The organism is Martinezella sp. CNPSo 3890 (assembly GCF_057784455.1).
The window spans coordinates 16,527-28,938 of record NZ_JBXSOR010000011.1; the positions used below are offsets into that span (position 1 = coordinate 16,527).

At 54.9% G+C, this 12,412-nt stretch carries 8 protein-coding genes; 6 read left to right on the forward strand and 2 right to left on the reverse strand.

Annotation, left to right across the window (positions count from 1 at the left end):
• Positions 1-150: 150 nt before the first annotated feature.
• Positions 151-1,821: an FAD-dependent oxidoreductase gene (locus tag AC13RC_RS22775; protein ID WP_488558481.1), complete on the reverse strand. Its 1,671-nt coding sequence runs from the start codon at positions 1,819-1,821 to the stop codon at positions 151-153.
• Positions 1,822-1,832: 11 nt separating this feature from the next.
• The gene (locus AC13RC_RS22780; RefSeq protein WP_488558482.1) at positions 1,833-2,135 is read right to left on the reverse strand and encodes a UBP-type zinc finger domain-containing protein; all 303 of its coding nucleotides are present in this window, start codon (positions 2,133-2,135) and stop codon (positions 1,833-1,835) included.
• A gap of 400 nt (positions 2,136-2,535) precedes the next feature.
• Between AC13RC_RS22780 and poxB the strand changes: the two genes are divergently transcribed.
• From poxB to AC13RC_RS22810, 6 genes are all read left to right on the forward strand, one after another.
• A complete protein-coding gene (gene poxB / locus AC13RC_RS22785) occupies positions 2,536-4,272 on the forward strand; it encodes a ubiquinone-dependent pyruvate dehydrogenase (protein WP_488558483.1) in 1,737 nt (578 codons plus the stop codon).
• A gap of 85 nt (positions 4,273-4,357) precedes the next feature.
• Complete coding sequence (locus AC13RC_RS22790) at positions 4,358-4,579, forward strand: hypothetical protein (RefSeq protein ID WP_488558484.1); 222 nt, start codon at positions 4,358-4,360, stop codon at positions 4,577-4,579.
• Positions 4,580-5,614: 1,035 nt separating this feature from the next.
• Positions 5,615-6,751: an alkene reductase gene (locus AC13RC_RS22795; RefSeq protein WP_488558485.1), complete on the forward strand. Its 1,137-nt coding sequence runs from the start codon at positions 5,615-5,617 to the stop codon at positions 6,749-6,751.
• A gap of 918 nt (positions 6,752-7,669) precedes the next feature.
• Positions 7,670-9,076, forward strand: a complete 1,407-nt coding sequence (locus AC13RC_RS22800; RefSeq protein ID WP_488558486.1) for a cytochrome ubiquinol oxidase subunit I — start codon at positions 7,670-7,672, stop codon at positions 9,074-9,076.
• 5 nt (positions 9,077-9,081) lie between these two features.
• The gene (gene cydB, locus AC13RC_RS22805; protein WP_488558487.1) at positions 9,082-10,068 is read left to right on the forward strand and encodes a cytochrome d ubiquinol oxidase subunit II; all 987 of its coding nucleotides are present in this window, start codon (positions 9,082-9,084) and stop codon (positions 10,066-10,068) included.
• Positions 10,069-10,209: 141 nt separating this feature from the next.
• Entirely contained in the window at positions 10,210-11,847 is a 1,638-nt protein-coding gene (locus AC13RC_RS22810) for a Na+/H+ antiporter (RefSeq protein WP_488558488.1), read from the forward strand.
• Positions 11,848-12,412 lie beyond the last annotated feature (565 nt).

The following is a 12,412-nucleotide window of genomic DNA, read 5'->3' on the forward strand; positions in this document are numbered from 1 at the left end:
GACCAGCGTTTGGACAAATTCGTTCTTTCCGTCTTTGCCGGCCTATACATTGCGACACGCCATCGATTGCGAAACGGAGATGCGAGTAAGTCTTGCCGGAACTCCATGGAAGAGGCTGCACTCAATCCCGGGAATGCTATAGAACCAGTCTTAGCGCAGGGCCTTCAACGCCTCGTGGATCTGGCTGATGACGGCGGCCCCGTCTCCCACGGCGGCGGCGACCCGTTTGGTTGATCCCGAGCGAATATCGCCAATTGCGAAGACATTCGGAAGGGTGGTTTCGAGCGACTGGCGCGACCTTCGCGGCCTGGTGGATCTCTCAGGATCCTGTCCCGTAATGATAAATCCTTTGTCGTCCACATCGACGCCGGCAGGTAACCACTCCGTGTTAGGATCTGCTCCGATGAATATAAACAGATGACGCAGATTCAGTTTCCTGTGACTATCGGCGGTCCGATCCACCATCGTGATCGATGATAGCTGGCGTTCGGAGTCTCCGCCGACGCCGACGACCTCACAATTGACATGAACCTCAACGTTTGCGAGCGCGGCAATGCGTTCAATGAGATATGCGGACATTGTCTCTTCAAGCGGGCGACGCACCACGAGATGTAGATGCTTGACCTGGGGAGCGAGATAGACGACCGCCTGGCCAGCCGAGTTTCCGCCGCCGATCAAAGCAACCTCCTCACCTCCGCACAGCTTTGCCTCGATGGGCGACACCCAGTAAGAAATTCCAGCGCCTTGATAATTCTGTATGTTTGGGATGGCTGGAATCCGGTAGCGAGCTCCAGAGGCGATCACGACTGTACGCGCCTTTACCGTCTGGCCGTCCGCCAGCGTCAGTTTGAACGCTTCCATCGCGGGATCACCCGGTGCATCAACAGCAGCCACAGGCATTGGAAGCGCGATCTCTGCGCCGAACTTGAGCGCCTGATCGAACGCCCGGCTCATGAGCGCTTCTCCTGTGATGCCAGTCGGAAAGCCCAGATAGTTTTCGATGCGCATCGAAGCGCCAGCTTGGCCGCCTGCCACTCGCTGCTCAAGCACGATAACATCCAGCCCTTCCGAGGCTCCGTAGACAGCGGCAGCTAAACCGGCTGGCCCAGCACCCGAGATTGCCACGTCGTAAATGCGATTGCGATCGAGTGTCGGCGTTATGCCAAGACCACGTGAGACCGCCGCCTCGTCGGGATTCTTCAGGATCTTGCCACCGGGACATACCATGATCGGCAGTTCGGCCGGCGTAATTCCTAGCCGCTCTACTATGGAGAGTCCGTCGAGATCGGCCGTCGAATCCAGAACGAAATTGGGATAGCCGTTCCGGCGGAGAAAACCTTGAATCCGCACCAGCCGTGAGCTACCCGGCACTCCGATGAGTACACATCCTGCGTTCCCGCTATCTATGAGGGCGGTCCGCCGAAGAATAAAAGCGCGCATGACGATCTCGCCGATCTCCGCGGATCCGATGATCAGCGCGCGCACATGGGGTGCATCGAAGGCAATTGCGATACAGCCTCCTTCTCCAGCCCGAGCGCCGACCAACGAAGGACGTCCGGACAGCTGATTGACATCACCTGAAAACTGACCGGCTGTTAACGTCGCAATCGCTTTCTCATGACTTAGACCGTCCCGGCGGAACACGGTCAAGCCGCCTTCCAGCACGAGCCAAGCTGGTGAATTTACGGCGCCGATCTCAAGGATTGGATCCTCCGCCTTGAAATAGATCGCTGCGCCCGACGCGAATCGCTTTGCTATCTGTACTTGCTGAACGTCGAGGATGGGAAAGGCCTGCTCGTCGCTCGGTGCCTGATTGGCCATTGGGCTTCCGATCAATAGTAACGGGGAATAGGGCCATTCTGGCGCGTCTGATTGGGCAAATCGACGAACATTTTATCGATGTAGCACCAGCCCCAGCCTTCCGACGGATCATATGCCTCGATGATCGGGTGCCCGGTTTCATGAAAATGGGCGGTGGCATGTTTACCGATCGATTGATCACAGCAGCCAACATGACCGCATTCTCGGCAAAGGCGTAGATGGAACCACTCCAGACCCTGCTCCAGGCATTCCTCACATCCGTAGGTTCTTGGGGTGACGAACCGCACAGCTGATTGATGTGCACAGCTACTCATAGTGGGAATACTCCTTCAATCTTGAGAGCTTCGACCGTTCAAGTTCATCTCCACAAGCACAGAAGAGCTTTCCGCGTCTTGAACGAACGCTTTATTGTTGAACGATGTTGCCATGCGACCTCCGAAACGCCGGATGCCACTGCTATCGCCGGCGAATTTATTCAAAAGTCGCATGAAGGTGCAACGACGTTGCCCGATGGCCAGTTGGCGAACCGGAGGTCCCCAGACAGGATCAGCGTAGCGAGGTAAGCGCAATGAGACGTCATCTGCGCACACGCGGTAGTGCGGAAAGCGTGCTTTTGAACACAGCACAGTCGTCGGCAGTGATTTTGGACAAGACCGAACTCCTCTTCGGGCCCTACCACTAGCTTCCGATGCAACCTCTTCTGGAGAACAAAGCATGTCACAAACGACTGCAGATCAATTTGTTGAAATCCTGGCCGCCGCGGGGGTGAAGCGTATTTATGGTGTGGTCGGCGATAGTCTGAATGGAATAACCGATGCAATTCGTCGGCACGGGACGATCGAGTGGATCCACGTCCGCCATGAAGAGGCAGCCGCGTTCGCTGCGACTTCGGAAGCCCACCTGACGGGTTCGCTCGCTGTTTGCGCCGGAAGTTGTGGCCCAGGTAACCTGCATTTGATCAACGGTCTCTTCGACGCGCATCGCTCCCGTGTCCCCGTCCTGGCGATAGCGGCTCAGATCCCTTCGTCAGAGATTGGTTCAGGCTACTTTCAGGAAACACGACCTCAGGACCTGTTCCGGGAATGCAGCCACTATTGTGAGTTGGTCTCCGACACGTCTCAGATGCCGCGGACGTTGGAAATCGGCATCCGCGAAGCCATCGGCAAGCGCGGCGTCTCTGTGATCGTCATTCCCGGCGACGTCGCGCTGAAGCCTGCCGCGACACCCTATCACCCCCGCGTTTCGGGCCTTTTGCCCAAGCCACCCGTCGTGGTACCCGGGCAGACGGAACTTGAAGCACTTGCCAAGCTGTTGAACGGATCGTCAAGAACGACGATCTTTTGCGGGTCGGGCGTTGCCGATGCTCGAGAAGAGGTCATCGCACTTGCCAAAAAACTTAATGCTCCAATTGTTCATGCCCTGAAAGGGAAGGAATTCATCGAGCATGACAATCCGTATGACGTCGGCATGACGGGGCTTATCGGCTTTTCATCCGGTTATTATGCCATGAAAGATTGCGATGTACTTCTGATGCTCGGGACCGATTTCCCTTACCGGCAGTTCTACCCCGAGGGTAACTCGGTGCGGATCGCACAGATCGATATTCGCCCTGGCCAGATCGGCCGCCGCGCGCCGGTGGATATCGGTCTGGTCGGCGACATCGGTCCTAGCTTGCGTGCTTTGCTACCATCTATCGAGGAGCATACCGACGGCGGACACCTTGAGCAGGCGGTTCTCCATTACAAGAAGACACGAAAGTCACTCGACAGCCTCGCCGATGAGGACCGCAGCAAGCACATCATACATCCACAGCAAATTGCAAAAGCGTTGAGTGATTTTGCAAGTGAAGATGCCGTGTTCTCCTGCGACGTCGGGCTACCCACCGTCTGGGCTGCGCGTTACCTGGCCCTTGGCGGCGGGCGCCGCCTCGTCGGATCGTTCTGGCATGGCTCTATGGCAAATGCTCTCCCCCATGCCATCGGAGCGCAGGCGGCTTTCCCTGGCCGTCAAGTGATCTCAATGTCTGGCGACGGCGGTTTATCGATGCTCATGGGCGAATTGCTGACACTTGCGCAGTTGAAACTCCCCGCCAAGATCATTGTCTTCAACAACTCTGCACTTGGTTTCGTGGAGGTAGAGCAGAAGTCGACAGGTTTTCTTCCGTTTGGAACGGACTTCACAAATCCGGACTTTGCGGCCATGGCAGAGGCAATCGGTATCAAGGGCGTTCGCATCGAGCGGCCCGACGAGGTAGAATCCGGCATCCGCGAAGCGTTGTCCCACGACGGGCCTGTATTGGTTGATGCTGTGGTCGCTCGAACCGAATTGCCCATTCCCCCCTCTATCAAGCCGGAAATGGCAAAGGGTTTTACCCTTTACATGGTGAAGGCGGTGTTCAATGGCCGTGAAAGTGAATTGATCGATCTGGCGAAGACAAACGTCTGGGGCTAGATCAATAAATTGCTTCATCACAGCGTCTGATTTTATCGTCGCTGTGATGAAGCAGGCACGCCCAACGAATAGAATGGACCGGGAAATGGCAGATAAACGCAAACCGAGAACCAGGAGTGCGGACGTAAAAGGTCGGCTGTCCGGCGAGCTGGACAGCACTCTCCTGCACCTGGCTGAGGTCCAGGCAGATGATACCGTAAGTCTTGCCGCGCTGCGCGAGGTGATACGTGAGCATGGCGATGTGTACTTGATAGGAACTGATATGGAGGACGCCGATGAGCGCTCCTTCCCGGCGGTTGTCCGCTAGCAATCCTGAATTGCACCCGACTCGTCGAGACGAGGTAAGAGCTTCACATATCCGCAAGGCAACGCAAGCACCATGCGTTGGGATTGACTTGCGTTGATTGCGAACCTGCATCGTACTGCGGCATTTGACGCTCGCGATATTGAGCGTCCTAAAGATAATCAAACGTCTCGCCATTTCATATATGCGAAAATTCTCACCCTGGACTTTCAGGACGCAATGACGAGCATTCGCCCGAGGATATCTGTTTACAACCAACCCGTTGCACAACCGTATGAGCGCCGCACTTCGGTGAGTTGACGCTTCCCCGGCATTGTCATAACGGGATGCGCAGGTCTTAAAGCCCCGGGGATGAGCATGGTATCACGCCATGCCATTTCGCCGTGGTCGAGGAGACTGCGACCCGAGCGTCAATTATCTCGTTCGCTGCATCCTGCAAGTCGTTGTTGCAGGATGCGTCGCCTGTCGGCGTTCCTTCAACTGTCTATTCAAAACAACTTGGCACCGAGGGAGCCATATGGACCTGCTTGGAAACGCCGTCTTCATCTCCCGGGCGGGCCGCCCATTGTTTGCAGGGCGGCCCTTTGCGGATGGGAGTCCGCAGCTTTGGCAAGGGGAGTTACCAAAGTGGAGGGTCACGCGCTTGGGACGGCGGCGCGACGTGACCTACGCAACGTAACGTCAAACGCGCCGAGTTGAACTTATACTCCGGTACATGTCAGACCTACCTTGGTTTGCCTCTTGAATGCTCTTCGCAAATAGCATGGAATCAACCAGTCGGATTCGAGCAACGGTCACAGTTGAGACGTAAGGTGGCAGGATTCAGGTCGGCAAGTTGGAATGCGATCCTCCTAATCCTGTTGGACGGTACAAGAGCAGCCTTCAAAGGGGGCTTAATGTGGCTTGCGGCGCTCTGAATTCCCAGAGCTCTGGTTGCAGCAGCTAACCGATGGCCGAGCGAATGATCAGCGTGACCCTCATCCGCGCCCCTTTGCTGGCCGGCCCGGATGGAATGTCCGATCAAGAAAGGTAGTAACAATGACAGAAAAACTATTCACACCAATCCACATGGGCAATCTTTTCTTGCCGCATCGGATTGCGATGGCGCCACTGACAAGGTCACGGGCTGGCCAACCGGGCAATGTCCCCACGGATATGAATGTCGAATACTACCGCCAGCGTGCAGGTGCGGCGCTGATTGTGACCGAAGCCACGCAGATATCACAACAAGGACAAGGATATGCTTGGACGCCTGGGATCCATACGCGCGAGCAGATTGCGGGATGGACCAAGGTAAGCGACGCCGTTCACGAAAAAGGGGGCCGGATCTTTCTGCAGCTATGGCATGTCGGGCGTGTTTCGCACCCCTCTTTTCAGCCAGGCAACGGGCTTCCGGTTGCGCCGTCTGCTCTCCCTGTATCGGGCAAGACGTTTATCATCGACGAGGACGGAAACGGGATCTGGGCCGACGTACCGGTATCCCAGGAGCTGACGACTGAAGGTATCAAAAGCATCGTGCGGGATTATGTACAGGCGGCTAAGAATGCAATCGAGGCCGGTATGGACGGAGTGGAAATCCATGCCGGAAATGGCTATCTGCTTGACTCGTTCATCAATAGTTCGAGCAATCGTCGGACCGATGCCTATGGGGGAACTCCTGTAAATCGGGCCAGACTTCTTCTTGAGGTAACAGACGCAATTGTCGAAGCTGTTGGAAGTTCAAGAGTAGCGGTACGGTTAACTCCTATGGGCCGCTTTATGGGCATGCACGACGATACGCCCGAAGAGACGTTCGGTTATATTGCCACCGAATTGAATTATCGCGGTCTTGCTTATCTGCACCTTGTCGAGCCCGCAATCGTGGGTACCGTCGTCGACAATATTACCGATCCTCGGTGGGATCAGATAATCCGGGATATGCGTGACCGTTACAAGGGCGTTCTGATGCTTGCCGGGGGATTCACCCGTGAGACAGCAGAACGAGCCCTCGAGCTTGACAGAGCAGATGTGATCGCATTCGGTCGCTTGTACATCGCTAATCCCGACCTTGCAGAAAGATTAAGGTCGAGCGCGCCATTGAATGAGCCGGATCCTGGCACCTTTTTTGGCGGAGGCGCTCACGGCTACACAGACTACCCTTTCATTTACGATCAGGTGAAGTCAAAAGTTGCGTGACAATATGTGGCGCGTCATCCCGGAGCTCAGGTTCCGGGTAGCCATTCTGAGGTCTTCCCGCCCTGGAGCAACGCCATTGAGATATCCAGTCCCATTCCACCCATTTCTCTTATAACTGCATGGTTGGTTCGGCGACTGGGATGAATGCGTCGGGCAGTTTCGGTTCCCCAATGCTGTGACGTTGCAGAGCCGAATGGCGACGACCCTGATTGCGCGATCCCATGTTTCAGTCGCAGCGCCGCTAATCTGGCGACGAGGATGCGCTGCTTTTGTTTCTTTGACCCCATTCTCCGATATCTATCGATGATCGGAGCAAGCCGAGCATTGGCACTCCGTTGTCGATCACGAGGCCTTTCCGACGATATCAACGGAAGGTTCTCTGTATTAGGGCCACTGTCTTAAACACCCAGTCGCAAGCTGTGACGTTCATGTTGCCGAGCTTGCGAACATAATAACTGGCGCATCCGCCGAGTTATGGGGCGATGAAATCGCCGGCTATAACGGCTCCGCTCTTCTGAGCGTGCTGAATTCAGCATTCTCGTCCATACTTCGAAAGAACATACAATAAGAAAGCATCGAATTCCTAACATACTTCGATCTCAGTATTTTGTATCGACAGATATGCACATACCGACAGCTCTTGATGCCTTTCTGGGTATCGGTCTTCAACTGCATTTGTCGCGATGTATAGCGTACCACCCTGTCACCCGTATTTTCCATCTTGCCTGGAAGCATCTAAATGCCGAAGAACTGAGAAATATTTGTAATGAGTTTTCCATGGGATCTCGCGGTTCAATCGATCAGATCAGGTGAAATACCCAAATGCTTTCCGGCAGTTCCAGATATTCATACCCGCCGTCACGTAAGTCTTTTCCCTCAGTAGTGGTCGGGTTGATTCATCAAGCGTAGGAGTTTGAAATGGATTTAAGCGCGCTTCTTCTCTCGCGATTACAATTCGCTTTCACGGTGTCTTTTCATATTTTGTTCCCTGCTTTTACGGTTGGGCTTGCCGCATTTCTAACCTTTCTTGAGGCTCTTCGGCTCGCTACAGGAAACGCCTTGTATCGGCGCTTGTTCGACTTCTGGCTCAGAATCTTCGCTGTGGCCTTTGGCCTTGGCGTTGTTACCGGTGTCGTGATGGCTTTCCAGTTCGGCACCAATTGGAGCGAACTTTCGCTGAAAACGGGACCGATCCAGGGGCCGTTGCTTGGGTATGAGAGCTTCACCGCGTTTGCTCTTGAGGCCAGCTTTTTCGGCGTCATGATGTTCGGTCGATCAAGAGTCCCCGCATGGTTTTACCTGTTCGGATGCGGGATGGTAGCCCTCGGTACCAGCCTCTCGTCCTTCTGGATCATGGTCAACAATTCCTGGATGCAATGGCCCGTAGGTTTTGAACTCGACGCCAACGGTATTTTCATACCCACTGACTGGATGGCGATCATCTTCAGCCCGGTGGTTTGGGTCCGTTTTCCTCATATGGTTCTTGCTGCCTATATTACGACTGCATTTTGCATCTCGGCAACGGGCGCCTGGTATCTGATCGACAGGCGACTGATCACGGAAGGGACTGCAATGATCAAAATGGGCCTGGGCTTGGCGTCCATTCTTGTCCCCATCCAACTTTTTTTTGGTCACCTTACGGGCGACTACGTGCATGACAAGCAGCCCGCAAAGTTTGCAGCGATCGAAGGCCGGTGGGAAAATGAGAAGCCGGCCTCGGAGATTGTCTTCGCTATTCCGGACGAGACCTCGGAAACCAACAGATTCGCCATCGCCATTCCTTATCTGGGAAGTTTGATTGGTTCGATGACTTTCGATTCCGAAGAACTTGGTATCAAGAGCTTTGCACCGGATGAGCGTCCTCCGGTACTGATTCCTTTCTTCGCTTTCCGCATAATGGTCGGATGCGGATTGCTGATGCTTTTGGTCGCATGGTACGGATATTGGACCACGTCGGCACGCAAGATTCAGGGAAAACGCTGGTTGCTGTGGGGCATTTTCCTCTGCTTCCCGATCGGTTTCGTGGCCACGTTGACCGGGTGGTTTACGGCCGAGGTGGGCCGGCAACCATGGACGGTCTATGGAGTGCTGAGAACATCCCAGGCTGTTACTCCGTCTCTCACGGTTCGTGAAGTCGCAATTAGCCTCGCCATATTTACAGCGATCTACACGACGATCGCGGTGGCCGGCATCGTCTATATCTATCGGATGCTTCGGCGCGGCCCAGAGATCCGTCCATACGAGATCGAGGAGGTCATAAACCCGAAGCGGCCGCTGGCCGTCGGCGGAGACGTGATCGCTCAAAAAGCCAACCCAGCGGAGTAACGAAGATGGTCGAATTTTGGACAGCGGTTCTCGCTCTTACCCTTATACTTTACGTGCTGCTCGACGGTTTCGATCTCGGCGTTGGAATTCTGTTTGGATTCACAAAGGACGAGGCACACCGACGCCAGATGATGGACGCCATCTCACCTGTCTGGGATGGCAACGAAACCTGGCTTGTTCTCACGGGAACGATTCTTTTCGGCGCTTTTCCAGTTGTTTACTCCCTGGTGCTGAGCGCATTCTATATTCCAATCATACTCCTGCTGTCGGCTTTGATTTTCAGGGGCGTGGCGTTTGAATTCCGGGGAAAGAGTACGAACCGCAGGTGGTTCTGGGACCTGGCATTTTCGGGCGGTTCGACAGTAGCGACCTTCGTGCAGGGAGCGGCCGTGGGCGCAATGGTCGAGGGAATCAAAAACCAGGATGGCCGCTTCACGGGGGGCGCCTTCGATTGGCTCTCACCCTTTCCCATTCTCTGCGGCGTCGGATTGTGCCTCGGATATTCTCTGCTCGGAGCGGGATGGCTGGTAAAAAAGACGCAGGAAGACCTTCGAGCTCTCGCCTATTCTTTCGTTCCGAAGCTGCTGGTCGGTGTGCTTGTTTTCCTTCTTCTGGCATTTATCTATTCGCTCGCAATGGAACTTCCGGTGATGCACCGTTGGATAGAGCGTCCGATACTTCTGCTGTTCCCGCTTATTGGCGCGCTGAGCTGCCTTATCATTTATCAGGGCTATCGACGGCGGATTGACGGGCTGCCCTATTTTGGAGCTGCATTCCTTTTCTTATCGGCCTACGGGACGTTGGCAGTCTCGTTTCTTCCCTTCATCGTTCCGTTTTCCATCACTCTGCAACAAGCTGCGTCGCCACACTCCAGCCTGGCCTTCATGTTCTGGGGTGCGGGAGTGTTTGTCCTTCCGATCACGTTGATCTACACCCTCCTCGTCTATTCCCTCTTCAAGGGTAAAGTTTCGAGCGACAAAAGTTATCACTAATCCGGTCTCCCTCAACGCAAATGTGGGCGCTGCCAGTTCAATGCGGGCTTTCGTCTTCCCGGCCAGGAGGTTTTCCGGACAAATTACCGGCTTGCTGGCCCACCGTCAGCAAGCCGCAACATCGACATAGCCATTGGGTGGATGATGCAGATCACGGCCGTCGTTCTAGTCCTGCTTCTTGCCGTCGTCATCAGCGGAGCCCTCACGAGAATAAACCCAATTTCCGTGCCGCTTCCACTCGTTCAGATTGTGCTGGGTTCGATAATCGCCTCTGTTGCCGACCTCAGCATAACTTTAGACCCAGACGTATTCTTTCTGTTATTTTTGCCGCCGCTTTTGTTTCTGGACGGCTGGCGCATCTCCAAGCAGGGGCTATTGAGGGATAAGGTTTTAGTTCTCGAACTGGCCTTGGGACTGGTTGTTTTTACCGTCGGTGGCATCGGACTCCTCGTCCATTTGATGATCCCGTCGATGCCCTGGGCGGTCGCGTTTGCTTTGGGGGCGGTCATTTCGCCGACGGATCCTGTCGCGTTCTCCGCTATCGCGAACCGAGTTCCAATACCGGAGCGCTTGATGAACATTCTTCAGGGGGAGTCTCTGCTCAACGACGCCTCGGGACTCCTGTGTATGGGGATAGCTGTTTCGTTCCTTTTGACAGGAACTTTTTCTTTGTGGCAGGCAGTGGAGAATTTCCTATGGCTGGCTGGTGCCGGAAGCTTTGCCGGTGTTGCAGTCACTCTCGGGGTAACGAAGCTGAAAAACATCATTTCGAGCCACTTCGGCGAGGAGGCTGGTCAGCAGATATTGATAAGCCTGCTCATTCCATTCGGCGCGTACCTGTTGGCAGAATCCTTGAAATCTTCGGGAATATTGGCGGCGGTATTTGCCGGTATAACTATGAGTTACGTCGAGCGATCCAGTCAGACACTCGCAATCACACGGGTACGTCGCACCACCGTTTGGGATACCGTACAGTTTGTCGCCAACGGTGTTATTTTTGTGCTGCTGGGGGAGCAGCTTCCAGACATTGTTATGAATGCGGCCAGTGTGGTCTGGGAAACGGGACACGGACAGATCTATTGGTTGGTCGTTTATGTTGTGGCAATTTACATTGTGCTGGCCGCTCTGAGGTTTGTCTGGGTTTGGGTATCGTTTCAATGGATGTTTTATCGATCGGGCGAGACGAAGGCGCCGGCGATGGCGCCAAATCTTCGCCTGATCGTCGTTACATCGCTGGCGGGCATCCGCGGAGCGGTAACGCTGGGGGCTGTCCTGTCGCTGCCCCTGACCCTTTCTGGCGGCGCTCCTTTTCCAGACCGTGATCTCGCGATATTCCTCGCGTCTGGCGTGATCATGGCATCATTGATAGTTGCGGCTATCGGGTTGCCAGTGCTTTTGAGGTGCTTGAGTCTTCCCGTGGAAGCCACCTATCGGCAGCAGGAGGACGCAGCACGCAAGCAGGCAGCGGACGCTGCTGTGGATGCCATCATGCAGGAGCAGGCCGCCGCCAAGGGTATCGACGCGGTTACCTACATGAACGTTGGCAGCCATCTTCTCGATACATATAAGCGGCAGCTGGAGGGCGGCGCGAAAACCGGCGAGGATGCCGATGCCGTAAAACAGGAAGAAAAGATAGAGGGGAAACTGAGGCTCGCAGCTCTAAGAGCCGAGCGCAAAGTTTTTTATCGAATGCTGCGAGATCACTTGATCGATGATCAAACTGCACGCAAGCTGGTAAGAGAAGTCGATCTCCAGGAAGCTCGGCTGCTATCAGACTAGCAAAATTGAGCGTTTCGGATCTGGGCGCGTCCGTCGAGGAGGCTGTCACCATCGCTGCGCGAGATAAGTACTCGGTAAGCCAATGTAACGCGCAACCGTACGCCGACATGTTTTCGGAATCGCTCACCAAGGCGCGAGCGGATCGAACCGCAACAATGCGATCAGCCCAGGCGTTGGCGGCCTATGAAATCGGAATTAGGGATCAGCTCCCGGCGCCCCTTCTGGCGGGAGCAACTTTCCTGAAATGCCCGCAAGACGCTGTTTCGCTCGTCCCGTTCTTCCGCGAGTTTATGCCCGTTCTGGACATGAACATTTACGCGCGGCAGGGACTGTCCGATCGACGGATCGCATATCCCTCATATTCCTTAAGGGGACGTACCGGAGTGACGTCTATGCCGGCACCGATCAACTCTGCCAAGTCTGTCATGCTGACGCCTGCTCATTAAGTTCGTCGACTCGCAATGCCAGTTCGGGCGTGCTGCCGTGCGTGTAGATCGGCAGTGGAAACTTCCACCAAAGAAAGTTTGATCCTGGGCTGGAGCATCGGGACGAACTTGCGCGGAGG